Source organism: Pseudomonas sp. GV105, from assembly GCF_003058185.1.
GTDB lineage: Bacteria > Pseudomonadota > Gammaproteobacteria > Pseudomonadales > Pseudomonadaceae > Aquipseudomonas > Aquipseudomonas veronii.
The window spans coordinates 12,430-32,749 of the sequence record NZ_QBUF01000018.1 but is presented as its reverse complement, the minus strand read 5'-3'; the positions used below and the strand labels follow the sequence as shown (position 1 = coordinate 32,749).

Here is a 20,320-nt window from a genome sequence, read left to right as displayed (position 1 = left end):
CATCGGGAGCAAGCTCCCTCCCACATTGGATTACATTTCAAATTAAGAACTGCGTTCAGCCTCTGGCACTGCACCAGGCACTGATCAATTGCTCGAAAGTGGCCCGGACTTGGCGGATCAGGGTCTCGTCATCAATCTCCCCCGCCATCCACGCGCGACTCGGCTCCTGGAAAATCGTGCGTCCCACGGCAAAACCACGGCAGGTGCGACTCTGGCTGGCTTGGCGGAAGCCCTCGGCCAGGCACTCGGCCGAGGCATTCAGGCCCAGCAGCACCACACCGCGGCAGTACGGGTCGCGTTCCTCGATCAGTTCGTCGAGTTTTGTCCAGTCCTCGGCCGACTGTGCCTCGATTTTCCACCACGCCGGGTAGATCCCCAGGTTGTACAGGCGCTTGAGGCTGCGGTAGAGCACATCGGGGTAGGTCGAGGGGTGATCCTTGGGCGGGATGACTTCCAGCAACAGTTCATGCCCGCTGACCAGCGAAGCCTCGTACACCGCCTTGAGTTGCGCTTCCTGTTCCAGACGCAGCAGCGGTTCGTCATCGGGGTGGTATTGCACCAGGCATTTGATGATTTGCTCCTGGGGCCAGGCGATCAGGTTGCTGCCGATCGAGCGGCCGTGTTCGAACGCCAGGGGCCGCGAGTTCTGCACCTCCACCGGGCGTGCGATCCACCAGCCGCGACCGCTGGCGGCGTTGAGTGCGTCCTGGCCGAAGCGCTGGTCGGCGAGCAAACCGACATCGGCCTCGATGCCCTGCCCGCGCAGCGTCTTCTCCACGCGTTCGACGGCCTGGATAAACAGCTGCTTGATCGTGCTGATGCGGCTCGGGTCCTGGCCGCCGCGTTGCGCCAGGTCGACCAATTGCCAGCGGTGGTCGAAGGCGAACACGAACAGTTGCTTCCAGGCCTTGCGTGGCACCGTGACCCGATGCAGGCGCTGCAGGGTCACGTCTTGATCGGGGCGGGTGATCGGCACCGGGCTGTTGAACAGGTAATCCAGTTCGGCCGGCGTCGGCATGGCCGGTGCGCAGGCGTGGCGCGACACCACCAGGCCGCCGCAGGCATTGGCCAACTGGCTGCATCGCGCGTCGCTGGCATCGTTCAGCCAGCCGCTGAGAAAGCCCGCCATGAACGCATCGCCGGCGCCCAGCACGTTAAGCACTTCAACGCGCACGCCGGGGTAGATCGCACCCTCTTCTAAACGGGCCGGGATCGCGCCGTGGATCACCGTGCAGCCCTGCGGGCCGAGCTTGACCACCAGGGTCGCCGGGGTCAGTTCACGGACGGTGCGCAGGGCGCTGAGCAAATCTTCACTGCCGCCGGCGATCAGGAACTCTTCTTCAGTACCGACGATCAGGTCGAAGCGCGGCAGGATGCTCTGCACGTGCTGGCTGACGCTCTGGTCGGCGACAAACCGGGTTTCGCCATCGGCCTTGCCCGCCAGGCCCCACAGCACCGGGCGGTAGTCGATGTCGAGCACGCGCTGGACGTTGTGTTTGGCCGCGTAATCCAGGGCCTGGACGCTGGCCTTGTACACAGCGTCGGTGGAGAAATGCGTGCCGGTGATCAGCAGGGCCTTGCTCGAGGCGATAAAGGCTTCGCTGATGTCTTCGGCGCGCAGGGCCATGTCGGCGCAGTTTTCGCGGTAGAACACCAGGGGGAAGGTTTCGCGGTCCTTGAGGCCCAGCAGCACCAGCGCGGTAAGGCGTTGCGGGTCGACCTTGATGCCGCTGACATCGCAGCCTTCACGGGCCAGGGATTCCGTCAGGAACCGGCCCATATGGTCGTCCCCTACCCGGCTCAACATCGCCGACTTGAGGCCCAGGCGCGCGGTGCCGAAGGCAATGTTGGCGGAAGAACCGCCGAGGTACTTGGCAAAGCTGGACACATCCTCAAGCCGCGCACCGACTTGCTGCGCATAGAGGTCGACGCCCAGGCGCCCGAGGCAAATCAGATCCAATTGACGCCCACTGGCAAAACGAGTCTGGCCCATGCTGGCTCCTGTTATTTTTATCAGCCTGCGTTGTGCCGCCGTGGCGACGGCACACGCTCTTGGTGGGAGCAGACTAGAACGTTCAGCGAGCCCAATCAATATTTATTCCATAATTATTTTTGGTAGAATATTTTTTCCAATACGTCAGCATAGGGGCACGCCAGCGACAGTGCATCGTTTCAGCCGTCCATTCGCTGGCGCATGCTGGGGTATTTTTTTGCGCCTACCCTGTAGACTTGCGCCCACTATCAGCGCACCAGATGAACCCGCCAGAAGGATTGCCCATGTCCCGCACCGATCAGCCGGCCACGCCCGAGACCGCTTCCCACGACACTCTCGCCAGCCCTGCGATCAATGCCGAACGCCTGTTGCAGCTGATCACCGACGAATACGAAAGCCTGCCACGCCAGCTCAAGCGCATCGCCAGCTACATGAGCCAGCAGAGCGACCGGATCATGGTCGACCGCATCAGCGACATCGCCCGCGAATGCGAAGTGCATCCGTCGGCCATCGTGCGGTTCTCCCAGCGTTTCGGCTTCAGCGGGTTCAGTGAGATGCAGGCGCTGTTTCGCGAGGCGTACACCCACAAGACCACGCCGGTGCAGAACTATCAGCAGCGCATCCGCAGCATGATCGCCAACAAGTCGCAGAAGGCCAGCGGCGGCGACCTGGCGCGCGAGTGTGTCAATGCCACGCTTTCGGGCATCGAGCGCCTGGGCCTGGAACTGGATGACGCGGCGTTCGAAAAAGCCGTCGACCTGGTGGTCAACGCCGACAACATCTACGTGGTTGGCGTGCGCCGTTCGTTTGCGGTGGCCGATTACCTGGTCTACAACCTGCAGCACACCAACAAGCGCATCCACCTGATCTCAGGCCTGGGCGGCAGCTACCGCGAGCAGATGCGCAGCGTGCGCGCCAATGACCTGGTGATCGCCATCAGCTTCACGCCCTACGGCAAAGAAACCCAGCACTGCCTGCGTATCGCCCAGCACCACCAGGCCAAGACCCTGATCATTACCGACAGCAACCTGTCGCCCCTGGCCAAGCGCGCGAACGCAGTGCTGTTGGTCAATGAAGGCTCGTCGTTTGCCTTCCGTTCCTTGAGCGCCACGTTGTGCCTGTGCCAGGCGCTGTTCATTGCGGTGGCGTATCGCCTGGAGTTGAAGGTGGATGAGATTCATGAGCAGGTGGGCTTCGACGACTGACTCGCCAGGGATCTGAGGCGCGGGCTTGTTCGCGCAGAGCGTTAACGATGACGCCCGAGCGCCGCGTCCCCGGGCGCAGGCCAGTCATTGCACAAGGGGACTGACGACTTGGGCTTGATCAAGCCTCAAACCTACTCGGAAATATCAAAATTCACCTTCACCGCAAACGGCGTCTCCTCGTTCCTCTGCACCATGCAATCCACACTGCCCACTGTACGCCCGGTCTCAGGCAAGGCAGTAAATTCAAGGCTGCCACTGATGGAATGGGCAAAACCGAAAGAGTTGATTCGGCCAAATTGAACTTGCACTTCCTTGCTGGTGGCCAGGTCAAACGCCATACCCTTCGCCTCTTCTCTCACCACAATCAGCACCAGATTCTGAACCCGTGAAAGATCGTCATATTGGCGACCGATTACCTGCCAGTAAGTAAACGTGCTTACAACCTTCCTGAGACTCACTTCCGTCGCGTCGAACTCAGGCGCCGGCATCGGCCCGCCGGGTACTGACCCGCGCATATAGCCGGTGCCGGTGATCTGCGGTGTGCACATTCGCGAACTCAAGCCGATCAGGTTAATCACGCCCTGCGTGATTTCAACGTCCTTGCTGCCATGCTTGGCCGAAAAACTGAACGTGCCGACCAGCCGGTCCTGTGAGTCAAGGGACAGACTGAGACTCCCTGTGAACGCTACGTAGGGTGCACTGCCGAGGTTTTCGTGCGCCCAATAAGTGCCCGTGGCCTGACTTCCAAGGGAATACGTTCGCTCCTCGCCATCGTCCAGGACGTCCGAAACAACAAAATCGAAGCCGAGCCGCTCGTTGATATCGGGGCCGATTTTTTCGGTCGCACTGATGTACAACTTGTTATCCAGGAAATACATCATCATCTGATCGGCGTCTCCTTGAAAGGAATGCTCGGGAGGACTGACCTGAGGGTTATTGATCTTGGCGGTAAAACTTCCTGTTGTCTGGTTCATGGCTACGCCCCTTGAACATGATTGGTCGACTCACGCTATTTGCTTCGAGCGAGGGCGTAAACTGTCAAATCTCACAGGTTTAAAAACCACGGTTTTAATAACGATAAATAACCGACCTGCGGGGGCTGGCGCGCCAGGCGGGGTTTATGAAAACTGTGTCAGTTTTGCCAACATGAAGTTTTATTTAGGAAGCGTTCAGCCATTTCTTGGCAAAATGCCCACACTTCTAGTGTGAATCGCTCACCAGGTAATCCTATGACCCGCATTTTGACCATCGAGGATGATGCCGTAACGGCCCGCGAGATCGTCGCCGAGCTGAGTAGCCATGGACTGGACGTAGATTGGGTGGACAACGGCCGCGAAGGCCTGGTCCGCGCCGTGAGTGGTGATTACGATCTGATCACCCTCGACCGTATGTTGCCGGAACTCGATGGCCTGGCCATCGTCACCACCCTGCGCACCATCGGCGTGTCGACGCCGATCCTGATGATCAGCGCGCTCTCCGATGTCGACGAGCGGGTGCGCGGCCTGCGCGCCGGTGGGGATGACTACCTGACCAAGCCGTTCGCCTCCGATGAAATGGCCGCCCGCGTCGAAGTGCTGCTGCGGCGCAAAAGCACGGTCAAGGAATTCGAAACCGCGCTGCGCGTGGCCGACCTTGAGCTGAACCTGATCAGCCGTGAAGCCAGCCGCGCCGAGCAGCCGCTGAGCCTGCTGCCCACCGAATACAAACTGCTGGAATTCCTGATGCGCAACACCGGGCAGATCCTGTCGCGGATGATGATCTTCGAGGAAGTCTGGGGTTATCACTTCGACCCCGGGACCAACCTGATCGATGTCCACATCGGTCGCCTGCGCAAGAAGATCGATCCACCTGGCCTCACGCCGCTGATCCGCACGGTACGAGGTTCCGGGTATGTCATTGCTGAACCCCTCTAAGGGCTGGCGTTCCTCCAGCAGCCGCTTGCTGGCGCTGTACAGTTCGCTGTTCGTGGCTTGGAGCTGCATCCTCATGGGGGTGCTGTATTACGAGGTGTCCGGTTACCTCAGCGACCTCTCGCGCCATTCGCTGATGCAGCGCCAGCACCTGTTCCAGCGGTTCGACGGCGAAGAACTGTTGGAAGCCCTGACCACCAGCATGACCTTCGACATGAAGGGCGTGGACGCCTATGGTCTGTTCGATGAGCAATTTCGCCCATTGAACGGACCGATCCAGGCGATACCGCCCGACTTGCCCCTGGACGGCAAGATCCACGCCCTGGCCAATTGCGTCGATTCCGACGACCCGAAACTGCCCAAAGACAGCTGCGACGCCGTGGTCACCCACACCGCCGATGGCCGCTGGCTGGTGCTGGTGCGCGCCAACGGTTCGCTGTTCGGCGTAACCCGGATCATCTGGCACGCGCTGCTGTGGGCGGTGTCGCTGACCATCATCCCCGGCGCCGCCGGCTGGCATTTGCTGCGCCGCCGCCCATTGCGACGGATTCGCGGGATCCAGGCCAGCGCCGAGGCCATCGTCGCCGGCGACCTCACCCATCGCCTGCCGCTGTCGAACCGGCGTGACGAACTGGACATGCTCGCCGCCATCGTCAACGCCATGCTCGACCGCATCGAGAAGCTGATGAACGAGGTCAAAGGCGTGTGCGACAACATCGCCCACGACCTGCGCACCCCGCTCACCCGCTTGCGCGCGCAGCTCTATCGCATCAAGCAACAAGCCGAACACGACTCGGCCCACGCGGTGCAACTGGACGACGCCATCGCGGAAACCGACACGCTGATGGCGCGCTTTCGCGGGTTGTTGCGGATCTCGGAACTGGAAGACCACCAACGCCGCTCGGGCTTTCTGGTGATGGACCCACTGCCGCTGCTGCGCGAACTGCACGACTTCTACCTGCCCCTGGCCGAGGAAGGCGAACTGCAACTGGTGCTCGACACCCCGCCATCCCTGCCCTGGATCACCGGCGACCGGGCCTTGCTGTTCGAGGCCCTGGCCAACCTGCTGAGCAACTCGATCAAGTTCACCCCCGCGGGCGGCGAAGTGATTTTGCGCGCGGTCAACGATGCGGGCAGCACGCGTATCGAAGTCCACGACTCCGGCCCCGGCATCCCAACAGCGGAACGCAAGGCAGTGTTCCAGCGGTTCTATCGCGTGGATGAAAGCGACCAGCAAGGTGGGTTTGGGCTGGGCTTGTCGATTGTCGCGGCGATCATCAATCTGCACGGTTTCAAGCTGGACGTCGGCACCAGCCAACGCGGCGGTGCGCGGTTGGTGCTGGAGTGTCGCCAGCAACTGATGCCCAAATAAACCAGACACGACACCGATCGAAACGGTGGGAGGGGGCTTGCTCCCTCCCACATTGGGTGTCGGTTGCCCGATCGATCAGGTCAAGCCGGGAAGTTGGCGCGCAGCGCCTCAAGCCCACCGCGGTACACGCCGGCAAACAAAGCTTCCACCGCCTCGTCGGTGATGCCCGGCACCGGGGTGAACACGCCCGACCACGTCACCTTCGCCGACGACTCCGTCAGGGCTTCGACCCGCAACGTCGCCAGGTAGGCACTCACCGGAAACGGCGACTCCTCGATGCTGTAGCTGTAAGTGCGGGCCACGTTATCAAAGGTCTGCAAGCGCTCCACCACCACGCCGCCATCGGCGGTCTTCAGGTGACGCAGGCGCCCGCCGTCGCCCGGCTTGCTCTCGACGATCAATGGCAGCCAGTCCGGCAGCGCGTCAAAACCGCCGACCAATTGCCACACCTGATCGGCCGAAACCGGAACTTCAATGACAGAAGAAGCTGTAGGCACAATCAATACTCCAGACAATAAACAATTCAGATCGCCAGATCTGTCGCACCGACAGTTGCTGGCGACCGGGGTTGAACAATGTACGCCAGCCGATTCGTCACTTCACCCCCTATTCGTGGCGCGATGGATGCTCGAGATTGACGCCATGCCGTACCGGACCACTGAAATCATCTGCGTGCCTGGACGGCCCGCAGGGCGCAAAAACACCGATGCTAACGCACAGCCACTCGTTCTGTACCTGTTAGAAATGACAGTTGTAACGCCCCCATCTCCAGCGTTTACTGGTACGCAACGGCGCCTGTCCATACGGCACCGACAGGTAAACACTCCAGGGAGGGACTCATCATGCCGCGTTATTTCAAAACCTCGATCACTGCGCTGACACTGCTCGGCGCCTCGCTGCTGTACGGCTATGGTGTAACCGCCAGTGCCGCCACATACGTCGACTCGGGCAGTGCGGCCGGGGCGCAATGTTCAACCAGTAGCGTCAACGATAGCGCACAAGCCGTGGGCAATTGTTCATCCGCTACGGTCAGCGCCAACAGCAATCCTTGGTACGCCGCATCGCTGAGCGGCCCTCAACAGGTCTTGCCGCCGCTGGTGAACGGGCAACCGTGCAGCGTCGAGGCAATCGCTAACAGTGGCTGGATGCTGGGAAGTTGCGCCAACGCCGCCAATCTCAGTTTTGCCGTATTCTGGAATGCAGCGACGCCCAGTGGCCTGCCGACGGCGACGGCCCCCTTGCCTGGCACCTTGCTGTTTCCCCTGCTGCGACCCGCCGATGTCCAGACCGTGCCCACCGCCCTGAACCTGCTAGGCGCGGCCCTGGCTCAAAGCATCAGCGCCACGTTACAGGCAACCGTGGTGCTGTATACCCCGGGCAATGCCACGCCCCAACGCGTTTCCAACTATGGCGACAACTGTGCCGGGATCGACGTGAACAACACCTTGATCAACGGCTATCCCAGTGTCGTCATGAACTGTCCGGGGGCCAATGCCACGCCCAAACCCACCGTCGCCACCTGGAACGGCAGCAGCTACGTGTTGACCGCGCTGGCCAGCCCCTCCGGCGCCAGCTATTGCTGGGCGGTGGGCATGAACGATCAGCTTCAGGTGGTCGGTACCTGCGTGTTCAGCGGCGCTACCGGCGATGTGCCGCAAACGGCATTCTGGGGAACACCCAGCAGCGCGCCCCTGCTGCTGACCATGCCCCTCAATGCGCAGAATTACGCGGTGTCGATCAACAACCCCGGGCATATACTCGCGTATGGCAGGGACCCGTCGGGTTTCGAGAAAGCACTCTTTTGGCCAGACCCCACCAACTCGTTCAGCGTGCAGTCGATCCAGCCGCTGCCTGGCAGCGCCCAGACCAACGCGGTGGGTTTGGCGGATAACGACACCGTCGCCTTGAACAGTTTCGATGCCAACCAATACCCCAGCGGCGCCTACTGGGACGGCGTCAACGGCACCGTGGAGATCAACCCTCTTTTGGACGGACGGATGAGCCGGCTGGAGGGCATTACCCGCTCCGGGGCGATCGTGTATGGCACAGCAACCGATTCCACGCTCAACTACAGGGCCGTAGGCGCAACCTTGCCATGACGAGGAAAAGCGGTTTTCCTTGCAGCCTTAGGTGCGGCTCAATCCAACCGCCCCCATGCGGCGGCAGCTCATCACTGCAGGGTCTCCCGCAACCGATACCACAGCATCCCCAACGCCAACAACGGCGAGCGCAAGACCTTGCCGCCCGGAAAGGTCATGTGCGGCACCTGGCTAAACACCTCCAGGCCCTGGCTGTGCCCGGCATGGATGGCTTCAGCCAGCAGCCGCGCACACCAATGGCTCACGTTCAGCCCATGGCCGGAATAGCCCTGGGCATACAACACGTTCGGGTACTGTTTTAGCCGCCCGACCTGGGGAAAGCGATTGGCGGTGATGCCGATCTTGCCGCCCCACTGGAACTCGATCACGGTATTGGCCAGTTGCGGGAATACCTGGAGCATCTTCGGTCGCATATACGCGGCGATGTCCTGCGGATCACGCCCCGAATAATGGCAGGCGCCGCCGAACAACAGGCGTCGGTCGGCGGTCAGTCGGTAGTAGTCCAAGCCGACTTTCTGGTCGCACAGCGCCAGGTTCTGCGGGATCAATTGCTCGGCCAGCCCTTCCGTTAACGGTTCGGTGGCGATGATGTAGCTGCCGGCAGGCAGTACCTTGCCGCTCAAGCGCGGCTCCAACGCCTCCAAGTGTGCATTGCAGGCCAGCACCAGGTTGCTGGCACGCACCGTGCCGCCGGCGCAGCGTACCTGCACGGTGTCGCCGTGGAGCAGTTCCAACGCTGGGGTGTGCTCGAAAATCCGCACCCCCAGGGACTCGGCGACCCGCGCCTCGCCCAACACCAGATTCAATGGGTGCAGGTGCCCGGACCCCATGTCCACCAGGCCGCCGGCATAGACCTGCGAGCCGACGACCTGGTGCATATCCTGCGGACCCACCACACGGACCTCATGGTTGTAGCCCTGCGCCAATAGGCGCTCCTGCTCGCCCTTGAACGCGGCGAACTGCGCCGCGGTATTGGCCAGTTCGCAAAAGCCCCAGCGCAGGTCGCAGTCGATACCCTGCGTGCGAACGCGTTCACCCACCAACGTGACCGAATCAATCCCGGCCCGCTCCAGATAACGCACGCCCTCCTCGCCCACATACTTGGCAAAGCCCGACACGTCGTGGCCGATGCCGCGAATCAATTGCCCGCCGTTGCGCCCGCTGGCGCCCCAACCGATGCGCCGCGCCTCCAGCAGGATCACCGACAGCCCGCGCTGGGCCAGTTCGATGGCGGTATTGACCCCGGTGAACCCACCGCCGATCACACACACATCCGCGCTCAAGTCGGCGGCCAAGGCCGGACGCTCGGGCATGGCATTGGCCGAGGCCCGGTAATAGGACCGGGCGTGGTCGTTCGATTGGATCATTTGTCGGTCTTCACTTTGCTCCAGGCGCGGGTCATCAGGCGCATGGTCGCCGGGGTCGGCGTGGTGGAAATATAGAGTTTGTCGAGCACGGCCTGGGACGGGTACACCTCAGGGTTGTTCACCAATTCCGGGTCCATGAAGGCATTGGCTGCCGGGTTGGCGTTGGCATAGCCGACCGAGGCGCTGACTTTGGCGATGACTTCAGGGTCGAGCAGGTAGTTGATAAACGCGTGGGCTGCTTTCGGGTTGCTCGCATCGGCGGGGATCGCCAGCAGGTCGAACCACAGGTTGGAGCCTTCCTTGGGAATCGAATAGGCAATGTTCACCCCGTTCTTGGCTTCCTTGGCGCGGTTGGCGGCCTGGAACACGTCGCCGGAATAACCGAACGCCACGCAGATATCGCCGTTGGCCAAATCCGAGATGTACTTGGAGGAATGGAAGTAGGTGATGTAAGGCCGCAGCGTCAACAGCTTGGCTTGCGCCTGTTTGTAGTCTTCAGGGTTCTCGCTGCGCGGGTCCTTGCCCATGTAGTTGAGGATCGCCGGGAACAACTCATCCGCCGAGTCGAGGAAGGCCACGCCGCACTGGTTGAGCTTCTTGAGGTTCTCCGGCTCGAACAGCACCGCCCATGAATCGATATGGTCGATGCCGAGCACCTGCTTGACCTTGTCGACGTTGTAGCCGATGCCGTTGGTGCCCCACAGGTACGGCACCGAGTGCGCGTTGCCCGGGTCGTTTTTCTCCAGCAGCTTGAGCAGCTTGGGGTCGAGGTTCTTGAAATTGGGCAACTGCGCGCGGTCGAGCTTGAGGAACGCGCCGGCCTTGACCTGGCGCGCCAGGAAGTGGTTGGACGGCACCACCACGTCATACCCGGTGCGCCCCGCCAGCAGCTTGCCCTCCAGGGTTTCGTTGGAGTCGAACACGTCGTAGATCACCTTGATCCCCGTCTTGGCCTGGAAGTCGGCCAAGGTGGTTTCACCGATGTAGTCGGTCCAGTTGTAGACACTGACCGTCGGCTCCGCCTGCGCGGCGCTGCTGAATGCCGCCACCAGGGCCAGCGGGAGAAGTTTTTTCATCAGACGCATATCGACACCCCTTTATGATTGTTTAGACGCTCAACAGCAGGAACTCACGCTCCCAGGAACTGATCACCCGCTTGAAATTCTCATGCTCGGCGCGTTTGACCGCGACGTAGCCGCGCACGAATTTGTCGCCCAGGTATTGCTTGACCGTCGCGCACTCCTCCATACGCACCAGCGCATCCTCGAGCGTGATCGGCAGGCGCAGGTTGCGCCGCTCATAGGCGCGGCCTTCCACCGGCGCGCTCGGCTCGATCTTTTCGATCATGCCCAGGTAGCCACACAACAGGCTGGCGGCGATCGCCAGGTACGGGTTGGCATCCGCGCCGGGCAGGCGGTTTTCCACGCGCATGGCGTCGGGGTTCGATGTCGGCACGCGCAGGCCGACAGTGCGGTTTTCTTCGCCCCATTCCACGTTGACCGGCGCCGAGGTGTCCGGCAGGAAGCGGCGGAACGAATTCACGTTGGGCGCAAACATCGGCAGCAGCTTGGGGATGTACTTCTGCAGGCCGCCGATGTGGTGCAGGAACAGCGTGCTCATCTGGCCGTCGGCGTCGACGAACACCGGCTTGCCCGTGGCGATGTCGACCACGCTCTGGTGCAGGTGCATCGCGCTGCCCGGCTCGTCGGCCACCGGCTTGGCCATGAAGGTCGCGGCCACATTGTGCTTGAGCGCGGCTTCGCGCAGGGTGCGTTTGAACACGGTGATCTGGTCGGCAAGATCCAGGGCGTCACCGTGGCGGAAGTTGATTTCCATCTGCGCCGGGCCGTCTTCGTGGATCAGTGTGTCGAGGTCCAGGCCCTGGGCTTCGCACCAGTCGTAGACGTCTTCGAACAGTGGGTCGAACTCGTTGGCGGCGTCGATGGAGAACGACTGGCGACCGGTTTCGGCCCGCCCGGAGCGGCCGACCGGGGTTTTCAGCGGCAGGTCCGGGTCATCGCAGCGCTGGGTCAGGTAGAACTCCATTTCCGGCGCGACAATCGGCTGCCAGCCCTGCTCGGCGTAGAGCTGCAACACCTTTTTCAGCACGTTGCGCGGCGACAGCTCGATGGGGTTACCCTGCTTGTCGAAGGTGTCGTGGATCACGATGGCGGTCGGTTCAATCGCCCATGGCACCACGTAGGTGGCGTGGGCCACCGGGCGGCAGACCATGTCGATGTCGGCCGGGTCGAGCAGGTCGTAGTAGACATCGTCGTCGACAAAGTCCCCGGTTACCGTTTGCAGCAACACACTTTCCGGCAGGCGCATGCCTCGCTCATGCAGGAACTTGTTGGTGGGCGCAATCTTGCCGCGTGCGATGCCAGTCAAATCACTGATCACGCATTCGACCTCGGTAATCTTGTGTTCTTTCAGCCAGGCGGACAGCTGATCGAAGGGGGCGTTCATAAGGACCTCGTCATGGGTGGGAGACTGCACCGGCTTGTACTCCCGGCGCATTGAGGTCTATCTTGGGCTCGCCGCGCCACGGCATCTATCCACTTTGCTCCGAACACAACGCACCAATAGAGTGCGAGCAGGTTCCCCCCATGACACAGGCAACCGCTTTGCGCGTACAGGCCTTCACCACCGGTGATGTGGCCGCTCAATGCCGTGCGACACCCGGCTGGGTGCAGCACTACCAGCAGATGTCCCCCGGGCATTTTGCCGGGCAGATCCGCTACCTCGACCTGCACGGCGTGGAGGTCTACGAAGAGAGCATGAACACCCGGGTGGAGCAGCATTTCAACGCGCCGCCGGGGGCCCTGGCGTTCTGTTTCGACGGCAGCGACAACGCGCTGTACCTGCTCAATGGCGAGAGCCGCAACACCTGGATCACCCCGGAGAACTACCGTGAAGTGGCGGTGGTATTCGGGCCGCAGTTTGTGCAGCGCCATCGGTTGGATGTGGCGAAACTCGAAGGGTTGTTCATGGCGCCGCTGACCTGCCAGCAGAATGCGTTATTCAGCCGCTGGCTCAGTGGCACGCTCACACGGTTGTCCGGCACCACCGACCCGATCAGCCGCGATGCCCTCACCCAGCAGTTGCTCGACGATTGCCTGTTCATTCTCGACAACGCCTGCGTATGCCTGGACCGCCAGTCATTGCAGCGCCGCAGCGAAGAGCGCCGGCTGATGACGCGCATCGGCGAATGGGCGGTCGATGCACCGGATGACACCGTCAACCTGCTGGAGCTGGCGCAGATCGCCGGCGTGCCGTTGCGCCAGTTGCAACAAGGCTTCAAGACCTACACCGGAATGAGCCCGGCGCAGTGGTTGCGTTTGCGCCGCTTGAACGGGGCGCGGCGGGAGTTGTTGAGTTCAGCCGCGGCCACAGTGGCGCAAGTGGCGATGAACTGGTCGTTCTGGCATTTGGGGCGGTTTTCCAATAGCTACCGGGCGTTGTTCAAGGAGCTGCCGAGCGAAACCCTCAAGCGCGCCGTTTGAAACGCACTCTAAATGGTGGGAGGGAGCTTGCCCCCGATGGCAATGGGTCAGTCACCAGGAATATTGACTGAGACACCGCTATCGGGGGCAAGCCCCCTCCCACATTGAGATATTCGTCGGCCTGAGATCAGCGGTAAGCGGTCGCAATCCGTTCGCGTTTGGTGGCATTGAAAACTACTCGTTACCCTCCCACATTGGACTGCATCAAGGCTGGGAGTTGAGGAAGGTTGCCATCAACGGGTTAACCCGCTCCGCCGCCTCCAACTTTTGAAATGCACTCTAAATGGTGGGAGGGGGCTTGCCCCCGATGGCAATGGGTCAGTCACTAGGAATATTGACTGAGACACCGCTATCGGGGGCAAGCCCCCTCCCACATTGAGATATTCGTCGGCCTGAGATCAGTGGTAAGCGGTCGCAATCCGTTCGCGTTTGGTGGCATTGAAAACTACTCGTTACCCTCCCACATTGGACTGCATCAAGGCTGGGCGTTGAGGAAGGTTGCCATCAACTGGTTGACCCGCTCCGCCGCCTCCAACTGCACCATATGCCCCTGCCCCGGCAGGATTTCCACCTGGGCCTCGAGCCCCTCGGCATGTCTGGCCGGGATGATTGCGTCGTCGCTGCCCCAGATCACCAGGCTTGGCTGCTGCCCGACAATATTGCGCAGATCCAGGCGCTGCCGCCCGCCCTCGAACAGCTGGGCATTGAGCTGGCGCAACGCTTGATCCACGCCTTCGAGGCGCTTGAACTTGAGCATGTCCTCCAGCATCTGCCGCGTGACCAGCGCCGGGTCGCTGAACAGTTGAATCAAGTGCGGCTTGAGCGCGTTGCGGTTAGTCGCGTCGGTGAAGCCGTGCAAGTAGTCCGCGTTGATCTCTTCGCCGAGCCCGGCGCTGGCGATCAGGGTCAGCGAGGCGACCCGCGCGGGGGCCTGGCGCGCCACGGTCAGGCTGACCAGGCCACCCATTGAGTGGCCGGCCAGGTGGACGCGGTCGAGCGCGAGATGATCGAGCAACGCCAGCAGCGCCTGGCTCAACTCGTCGGCATCGCCGCTGCGCAGTTGCTTGCCCGACTCGCCATGGCCCGGCAGGTCCAGGGCGATCACCCGGCGCTGCGCCGCCAACCCCGGGTGGTTGAACAGCCAGTTGTTCAAGTCGCCGCCAAACCCGTGGACCAGCACCAACGGCGTGCCGCCCTCACCGAGGTCGAGATAACGCAAAAGCCGCCCGCCCACCTCGACTTTCTGCGCGCTGGGCCCGGACGCTTGCGCCTCGGCCGCACTCGACACGAAGCTGGCCTGGAAACCCTCGATTACCGCATCAATCTCGGCTTCCGTGGCCTCGCCCTCCACCACGATCCCGAGCAGCCCGCCCACCGGCAAGGTCTCGTCGCTCAGCGCCAGCACGCGGCGCAGCACGCCACTGAATGGCGCCTCGACGCTGCTGGAGATCTTGTCGGTCTCCACGTCGAGCACTTCCTCGCCCTTCTCCACCCGGTCGCCCGGCTGTTTGAGCCAGACATCCACGCGGCCTTCGGTCATCGACAAGCCCCACTTGGGCATGGTCAAGATATGGATCATGCGGCAGTCCTCTTATCGGCGATCTTCAACACCGCGGCTTCGATCTTCGCTGCGTTGGGGATGTACAGATCCTCCAGCGCATCGGAGAACGGCACCGGCGTGTGCGGCGCGGTGACCATTTCGATCGGCGCGCGCAAGAACGAAAACCCGCGCTGCGCGACCAGCGCGCTGATATCGGTGGCGATCGAGCAGCGCGGGTTGGACTCGTCGATCACCACCAGGCGGCCGGTCTTCTCCACGCTTTCCAGGATGCTGTCTTCGTCCAGCGGGCTGGTGGTGCGCAGGTCGAGTACTTCGCAGTCGATGCCTTGGCGCGCCAGGTTGGCAGCGGCTTCCAGGGCGATATGCACCATGCGCCCGTAGGTGACCAGGGTCACGTCATTGCCTTCGCGCACGTAATTGGCTTCGCCGAAAGGCACGGTGTACAGCTCTTCCGGCACTTCGCCCTGCAGGCTGTAGAGCATCTTGTGTTCGAGGAAGATCACCGGGTCGTTGTCGCGGATCGCCTGGATCAGCATGCCCTTGGCGTCATAGGGCGTGGCCGGGCACACCACTTTGAGGCCGGGGATGTGCGTCCACATCGAGGTGAGCATCTGCGAATGCTGCGCGGCGGCGCGCAGGCCGGCGCCGTACATGGCGCGCACCACCAGCGGCGTGGCGGTCTTGCCGCCGAACATGTAGCGGAACTTGGCGGCCTGGTTGAGCAACTGGTCGAGGCAGCAGCCGAGAAAGTCGACGAACATCAACTCGCACACCGGGCGCATGCCACGGGTGGCCGCGCCGACCGCCATGCCGACGTAACCGATTTCGGACAACGGCGCATCCAAGACGCGGTCGGGAAACTCCGGGTACAGGCCCTTGGTCACGCCGAGCACGCCGCCCCAGGCATCCTGCTCGCCGGGGGAGCCGGTGCCGCCGGACACGTCCTGGCCGATGATGAACACACTCTGGTCGCGACGCATTTCCTGGGCCAGGGCTTCGTTGATTGCCTGCTGATAACTGATTTTGCGAGCCATGATCAATTCTCCACGGATTATTTTTGTAGTGGGTGGCGATTAGCGGTAAGCGACGTAGACATCACTGAGCAGGTCTGCGGCCTGGGGCTTGGGATCGGACTTGGCCAGGCGCACGGCGTCTTCGATCAGTTGCGCGACCTCCGCGTCGATGCGCTCGAACTGCGCCGCATCGAGCCAGCCTTCGGCGCTGCAGCGTTGGCGAAACAGCACCAGGCAATCGTGGGATTCGCGCAGGTTCTTCACTTCGTCGGGGCCGCGATAGGTTTGCGCGTCGCCTTCGAAGTGGCCGTAGAAACGGCTCAACTTGACCTCCACCAGCGTCGGCCCCTGGCCGCTGCGCGCACGTTCCACGGCTACCCCCAGGGCCGCGTGGACGGCGAAGAAATCATTGCCGTCGACGATCACCCCCGGCATGCCGAAGCCCACGGCGCGCTCGGCGATGTCTTTGCACGCTACCGACCAGCCCGAGCCGGTGGCTTCGGCGTAGCCGTTGTTTTCAGCCACGAACAGACACGGCAGTTTCATGATTGCGGCCAGGTTCATGGCCTCGAACACCGCACCCTCGTTGGAGCCGCCGTCGCCGAAAAACGCCACGGCCACGCCCTGGCTGCCCTTGAGCTTGGAGGCCAGCGCCGCCCCGGCCGCCAAGGGCGCGCCGGCACCGACGATGCCGTTGGCGCCGAGCATGCCTTTCTCTTGGTCGGCAATGTGCATGGAACCGCCCTTGCCGCCGCACACCCCGGTTTTCTTGCCGTAGATCTCGGCCATCATGCCGAACACGTCCACGCCCTTGGCGATGCAGTGGCCGTGGCCACGGTGGTTGGAGGCGATGCAATCTTCATCGTTGAGGTGGGCCATGACCCCGGCGGCGCTGGCTTCCTGGCCGGCATACAGGTGGACGAAACCTGGGATCTCGCCAGTGGCGAATTCCACGTGCAGGCGTTCCTCGAAATCGCGGATGGTACGCATCACAGTGTAGGCATGGAGCAGTTGATCAGTGGACAGGTGAGTGGACATCTTGTTGTTCTCCAGGTTGTCTCGACACACAAAAGGCTGGCTGCAGCCAGTTGCAAGACCTTCAGCACAGCCTGTGCCAACGTCTCGAAAAACCTCGCACAGGCTTGATCCAGAGCAGTACCACGCAGTTGTGCGGCGGCGACCGCCAACCACAGAATGAGACGCGCCATTGCAACCTGCCCGTGGCGTGCGCGGCCGGATGAGACGCTGCGTCTCACACCGGGCAGTTGGTCAGGCCGCCCTTGTCCCCCTGCGCGCATGCGCGCTTAATGGCGGGCATAACAACAAAAGATCGAGAACCGGAGGCCTTATGCTCGCCGCGAACTCCAAAGACCATGTCGACTGCGTCAGTCGCGTGGTCCGCAATGCCGATCGCCTGCCCCAGGCTCCGGTGCCGTCGCTGATTTTCGATTCATGGCGCCGTTCCATGGAGCAACACCACCTCGACCCTGGCTCGCTGCAAGGGCCACGCATTCTCAGTGAACCGCTGCTCAAGGAATGCCGTGAGCGCGCCGAACTGTTCATGCACATCGCCAGCGAAGAAGTCGGCCAACTCCACCACCGCGTGCGCCATGCCGACTACTGCGTGATGCTTACCGACGCCCAGGGCCAGACCATCGACCACCGCGTGGACACGGCGATTCGCACCGATTGCCGCAAGGCCGGCCTGTACCTGGGCACCTGCTGGTCGGAAGCCGAAGAAGGCACCTGCGGCGTGGCCACGGTGCTGACCAGCAAGGCTGCCGTGACGGTGCATAAGCGCGATCACTTTCGCGCGGCATTTATCGGGCTGACCTGCTCCGCCGCGCCGATCTTCGACCCCCAGGGCAACCTGCTGGGGGTGATGGACGCCTCGGCGCTCAAATCTCCGGATGACCGGCGCAGCCAGCATCTGGTACGGCAGATGGTGGCGCAGAGCGCGCAAGCCATCGAAAATGCCTTCTTCATGCACAGCGCCCGTCAGCACTGGGTGCTCCAGGCCCACAGTACGCCCGGCTATGTCGACAGCCAGCCCGACCTGCTGCTGGCCTGGGACCAGGATGGGCGCCTGCATGCGTTGAACAGCAAGGCGCGCCAGGCCCTGCGTCGGCGCTTTGGCCAGGTGCCGGCGCATATCGGCGAGGTCTTCGACCTGGATGCGTTGCGCGCGGTCACCGATCAATCGGCGCAACAGCTGCACTGGCTGGGCGAGCCCGGCGCATTGCATGTGCGGGTCAGCGCGCCGCGGCGTAAGCCGGCGCGTCCAGCGAAGGCCGTAAACAATCAGGTCGACCCTCGGGTGGAAGAACACCTGCGCCTGGCCTTGCGGGTCAAGGACCGCAACCTGCCGGTGCTGGTGCAGGGTGAAACCGGCGCCGGCAAGGAAGTCTTCGCGCACCAACTGCATGAGCGCAGCGCTCGTCGCGACGGGCCCTTCGTGGCGGTGAACTGCGCGGCGATCCCGGAAAACCTCATCGAAAGCGAGCTGTTCGGCTATGTCGCCGGGGCCTTTACCGGCGCGTCGAACAAGGGCATGCCCGGGCTGTTGTTGCAGGCCGATGGCGGCACGCTGTTCCTCGATGAAATCGGCGATATGCCGCTGGCCCTGCAGACGCGCTTGCTGCGGGTATTGGCCGAAGGTGAAGTGGCACCGCTGGGTGCGGCAAAAACCCGTGCGGTGGATATCCAGGTGATCTGCGCCAGCCACCGCGACCTGGCGGTGCTGGTCAGCGAGGGGCGCTTTCGCGAAGACCTGTACTTTCGCCTGGGCTGCGCACGGTTCTGCCTGCCGCCCTTACGCGAGCGCAGCGACAAGCTGGCCTTGATCAATCGGCTGCTGGAACAGGAGGCGCACAGCGGCGCAATCTCCGTGGGCATCGGCCCCGCCGCGCTGGAGGTACTGCTCGGCTATGCCTGGCCGGGCAATGTGCGGCAACTGCGCCATGTGCTGGCGTATGCCTGTGCGGTGTGCGACGGCGGCACCATCCAGTTGGCTGACCTGCCCGTGGAGGTGCGCGGCGAGCAGATCGAGGCCGACGTGGAAGAACGTGTCAGCCCGGAACGCCAGGTGGTGCTGGATGCACTGATCCGGCATCGCTGGAAGCCGTCGCCGACGGCCCAGGCGCTGGGGATTTCGCGGGCGACCCTGTATCGCCGGGTCAACCAACTGGGCATCGACATGCCGGGCAAACATATCTGACCCAGCACCGTCAAACATGTGGGAGCGGGCTTGCCCGCGATGGCGGTGTATCAGCCACCGATGCCGTGACTGAACCGCCGCCTTCGCGGGCAAGCCCACTCCCACCTTTGAACCGCGTTATCGGTACACAATCCCACCATCGATCAACGGCGACTGGCCGGTCATGTAGTCCGCATCCGGCCCCGCCAGGTAAGACACCAGCCCGGCCACATCCTCAGGCGTTTCCGCACGGCCCAGGGCAATCCCGTCCACATACTTCTTATAGGTCGCACCGACTTCGGCGCCGGTAATCTCGGCCATGCGCTTGTCGATCTCGACCCACATATCGGTGCCGACCACGCCCGGGCAATAAGCATTGACCGTAATCCCGGCGCTGGCCAGTTCCTTGGCCGCCGCCTGGGTCAGGGCGCGCACGGCGAACTTGGTCGCCGAGTACACGCCCAGCAGCGCAAAACCTTCATGCCCGGCGATCGAGCAGGCGTTGATGATCTTGCCCTTCTGCTTGAGCGCCTTGAACTTCTTGCCGGCGGCCTGGATGCCCCACAACACGCCCTGCACATTGATGCCCAGGGTGCGCTCGACCTGCTCGGGGCTGACGTCCAGCAGTGAATCGATCTGCGCCACCCCGGCGTTGTTGACGATGATGTCGAAACCACCGAGGGTCTGGTATGCGTGTTCTACGGCGGCCACCACTTGTTCGCGCTTGGACACGTCGGCGATGAACACCGAGGCCTTGCGCCCTGCCGCGACGATTTCAGCAGCCACGGCTTCGAGCTTGGCGCCATTGATATCCACCAGCGCGATATCGGCACCGTCCCGTGCCAGGCGCAGGGCGATGGCGCGGCCGATGCCCTGCCCGGCGCCAGTCACCAGCGCAACTTTTCCAGCGATGAGGTTTCCAGCGGTACTCATGACGACCTCCTGCAACGATGAGAGAAGCCTCGTCTATCGCAGATGCACGCCAGGGCTGTCGAGGCGCACATGAATCGGCGTGCGCGCTGAGACCGGATGTCTCAATGCGCGAATCCTTGTAAATGCGCGCACTTATGCCTAGCTTATGCGCCCCCCGTCCTGCGCTTT

At 62.6% G+C, this 20,320-nt stretch carries 16 protein-coding genes; 6 read left to right on the top strand and 10 right to left on the bottom strand.

Annotation, left to right across the window (positions count from 1 at the left end; translation table 11 throughout):
- Positions 1-55 precede the first annotated feature (55 nt).
- Positions 56-1,993 (bottom strand): 5-dehydro-2-deoxygluconokinase, encoded by a 1,938-nt coding sequence (gene iolC / locus C8K66_RS27305; RefSeq protein ID WP_108526534.1) that lies wholly within the window; start codon positions 1,991-1,993, stop codon positions 56-58.
- A 284-nt stretch (positions 1,994-2,277) separates the two neighbouring features.
- On the opposite strand from iolC, the gene C8K66_RS27300 reads away from it, so the two are divergent.
- Positions 2,278-3,198: a MurR/RpiR family transcriptional regulator gene (locus tag C8K66_RS27300; RefSeq protein ID WP_108526532.1), complete on the top strand. Its 921-nt coding sequence runs from the start codon at positions 2,278-2,280 to the stop codon at positions 3,196-3,198.
- Between the two features lie 131 nt (positions 3,199-3,329).
- On the opposite strand, the gene C8K66_RS27295 is transcribed toward C8K66_RS27300, so the two are convergent.
- A complete protein-coding gene (locus tag C8K66_RS27295) occupies positions 3,330-4,172 on the bottom strand; it encodes a hypothetical protein (protein WP_132849965.1) in 843 nt (280 codons plus the stop codon).
- Positions 4,173-4,427: 255 nt separating this feature from the next.
- Here C8K66_RS27295 and C8K66_RS27290 point away from each other — a divergent pair, with 255 nt between their 5' ends.
- Both C8K66_RS27290 and C8K66_RS27285 read left to right on the top strand, forming a co-directional pair.
- Entirely contained in the window at positions 4,428-5,111 is a 684-nt protein-coding gene (locus C8K66_RS27290) for a response regulator transcription factor (RefSeq protein ID WP_003219726.1), read from the top strand.
- The gene (locus C8K66_RS27285; protein ID WP_079444054.1) at positions 5,089-6,480 is read left to right on the top strand and encodes a HAMP domain-containing sensor histidine kinase; all 1,392 of its coding nucleotides are present in this window, start codon (positions 5,089-5,091) and stop codon (positions 6,478-6,480) included. The genes C8K66_RS27290 and C8K66_RS27285 overlap by 23 nt, the downstream gene beginning before the upstream one ends.
- Before the next feature lie 80 nt (positions 6,481-6,560).
- Here the strand turns inward: C8K66_RS27285 and C8K66_RS27280 are convergent, their stop codons facing one another.
- Entirely contained in the window at positions 6,561-6,977 is a 417-nt protein-coding gene (locus tag C8K66_RS27280; RefSeq protein ID WP_108526528.1) for an SRPBCC family protein, read from the bottom strand.
- Positions 6,978-7,322: 345 nt separating this feature from the next.
- Between C8K66_RS27280 and C8K66_RS27275 the strand changes: the two genes are divergently transcribed.
- Entirely contained in the window at positions 7,323-8,579 is a 1,257-nt protein-coding gene (locus C8K66_RS27275) for a hypothetical protein (protein ID WP_057004695.1), read from the top strand.
- A 71-nt stretch (positions 8,580-8,650) separates the two neighbouring features.
- Here the strand turns inward: C8K66_RS27275 and C8K66_RS27270 are convergent, their stop codons facing one another.
- Genes C8K66_RS27270 through C8K66_RS27260 form a run of 3 tightly spaced genes read right to left on the bottom strand, consistent with a single transcriptional unit; the run spans position 8,651 to position 12,412 of the window.
- On the bottom strand, positions 8,651-9,946 hold the full coding sequence (locus C8K66_RS27270; RefSeq protein ID WP_108526526.1) for an FAD-binding oxidoreductase: 1,296 nt from the start codon (positions 9,944-9,946) through the stop codon (positions 8,651-8,653).
- Entirely contained in the window at positions 9,943-11,031 is a 1,089-nt protein-coding gene (locus tag C8K66_RS27265) for a polyamine ABC transporter substrate-binding protein (RefSeq protein WP_079444059.1), read from the bottom strand. The genes C8K66_RS27270 and C8K66_RS27265 overlap by 4 nt, the downstream gene beginning before the upstream one ends.
- A 22-nt stretch (positions 11,032-11,053) precedes the next feature.
- Positions 11,054-12,412 carry a glutamine synthetase family protein gene (locus C8K66_RS27260; RefSeq protein ID WP_046383711.1) on the bottom strand — a complete coding sequence of 453 codons (1,359 nt, stop codon included), beginning with the start codon at positions 12,410-12,412 and terminating at the stop codon, positions 11,054-11,056.
- A 140-nt stretch (positions 12,413-12,552) separates the two neighbouring features.
- Here C8K66_RS27260 and C8K66_RS27255 point away from each other — a divergent pair, with 140 nt between their 5' ends.
- The gene (locus C8K66_RS27255; protein ID WP_046383712.1) at positions 12,553-13,449 is read left to right on the top strand and encodes a helix-turn-helix domain-containing protein; all 897 of its coding nucleotides are present in this window, start codon (positions 12,553-12,555) and stop codon (positions 13,447-13,449) included.
- Positions 13,450-13,924: 475 nt separating this feature from the next.
- On the opposite strand, the gene C8K66_RS27250 is transcribed toward C8K66_RS27255, so the two are convergent.
- From C8K66_RS27250 to C8K66_RS27240, 3 genes are read right to left on the bottom strand one after another with little or no spacing between them, the layout of a single operon-like run.
- Complete coding sequence (locus tag C8K66_RS27250) at positions 13,925-15,028, bottom strand: acetoin dehydrogenase dihydrolipoyllysine-residue acetyltransferase subunit (RefSeq protein ID WP_046489018.1); 1,104 nt, start codon at positions 15,026-15,028, stop codon at positions 13,925-13,927.
- Entirely contained in the window at positions 15,025-16,044 is a 1,020-nt protein-coding gene (locus C8K66_RS27245) for an alpha-ketoacid dehydrogenase subunit beta (protein ID WP_017846572.1), read from the bottom strand. Before C8K66_RS27245 ends, C8K66_RS27250 begins: the two co-directional genes overlap by 4 nt.
- Before the next feature lie 39 nt (positions 16,045-16,083).
- Complete coding sequence (locus C8K66_RS27240) at positions 16,084-17,061, bottom strand: thiamine pyrophosphate-dependent dehydrogenase E1 component subunit alpha (protein ID WP_046383715.1); 978 nt, start codon at positions 17,059-17,061, stop codon at positions 16,084-16,086.
- A 310-nt stretch (positions 17,062-17,371) separates the two neighbouring features.
- Between C8K66_RS27240 and C8K66_RS27235 the strand changes: the two genes are divergently transcribed.
- Positions 17,372-19,240 carry a sigma-54-dependent Fis family transcriptional regulator gene (locus tag C8K66_RS27235; RefSeq protein WP_108526524.1) on the top strand — a complete coding sequence of 623 codons (1,869 nt, stop codon included), beginning with the start codon at positions 17,372-17,374 and terminating at the stop codon, positions 19,238-19,240.
- Between the two features lie 117 nt (positions 19,241-19,357).
- On the opposite strand, the gene C8K66_RS27230 is transcribed toward C8K66_RS27235, so the two are convergent.
- A complete protein-coding gene (locus tag C8K66_RS27230; protein WP_017846575.1) occupies positions 19,358-20,152 on the bottom strand; it encodes an acetoin reductase in 795 nt (264 codons plus the stop codon).
- Positions 20,153-20,320 lie beyond the last annotated feature (168 nt).

Coding starts and splice junctions, on each gene's coding strand:
- C8K66_RS27230 (WP_017846575.1), bottom strand. CDS start 20,152: ATGAGTACCGCTGGAAACCTCATCGCTGGAAAAGTTGCGCTGGTGACT.
- C8K66_RS27260 (WP_046383711.1), bottom strand. CDS start 12,412: ATGAACGCCCCCTTCGATCAGCTGTCCGCCTGGCTGAAAGAACACAAG.
- C8K66_RS27285 (WP_079444054.1), top strand. CDS start 5,089: ATGTCATTGCTGAACCCCTCTAAGGGCTGGCGTTCCTCCAGCAGCCGC.
- C8K66_RS27255 (WP_046383712.1), top strand. CDS start 12,553: ATGACACAGGCAACCGCTTTGCGCGTACAGGCCTTCACCACCGGTGAT.
- C8K66_RS27295 (WP_132849965.1), bottom strand. CDS start 4,172: ATGAACCAGACAACAGGAAGTTTTACCGCCAAGATCAATAACCCTCAG.
- C8K66_RS27235 (WP_108526524.1), top strand. CDS start 17,372: ATGCTCGCCGCGAACTCCAAAGACCATGTCGACTGCGTCAGTCGCGTG.
- C8K66_RS27250 (WP_046489018.1), bottom strand. CDS start 15,028: ATGATCCATATCTTGACCATGCCCAAGTGGGGCTTGTCGATGACCGAA.
- C8K66_RS27240 (WP_046383715.1), bottom strand. CDS start 17,061: ATGTCCACTCACCTGTCCACTGATCAACTGCTCCATGCCTACACTGTG.
- C8K66_RS27300 (WP_108526532.1), top strand. CDS start 2,278: ATGTCCCGCACCGATCAGCCGGCCACGCCCGAGACCGCTTCCCACGAC.
- C8K66_RS27290 (WP_003219726.1), top strand. CDS start 4,428: ATGACCCGCATTTTGACCATCGAGGATGATGCCGTAACGGCCCGCGAG.
- C8K66_RS27245 (WP_017846572.1), bottom strand. CDS start 16,044: ATGGCTCGCAAAATCAGTTATCAGCAGGCAATCAACGAAGCCCTGGCC.
- C8K66_RS27275 (WP_057004695.1), top strand. CDS start 7,323: ATGCCGCGTTATTTCAAAACCTCGATCACTGCGCTGACACTGCTCGGC.
- iolC (WP_108526534.1), bottom strand. CDS start 1,993: ATGGGCCAGACTCGTTTTGCCAGTGGGCGTCAATTGGATCTGATTTGC.
- C8K66_RS27265 (WP_079444059.1), bottom strand. CDS start 11,031: ATGCGTCTGATGAAAAAACTTCTCCCGCTGGCCCTGGTGGCGGCATTC.
- C8K66_RS27270 (WP_108526526.1), bottom strand. CDS start 9,946: ATGATCCAATCGAACGACCACGCCCGGTCCTATTACCGGGCCTCGGCC.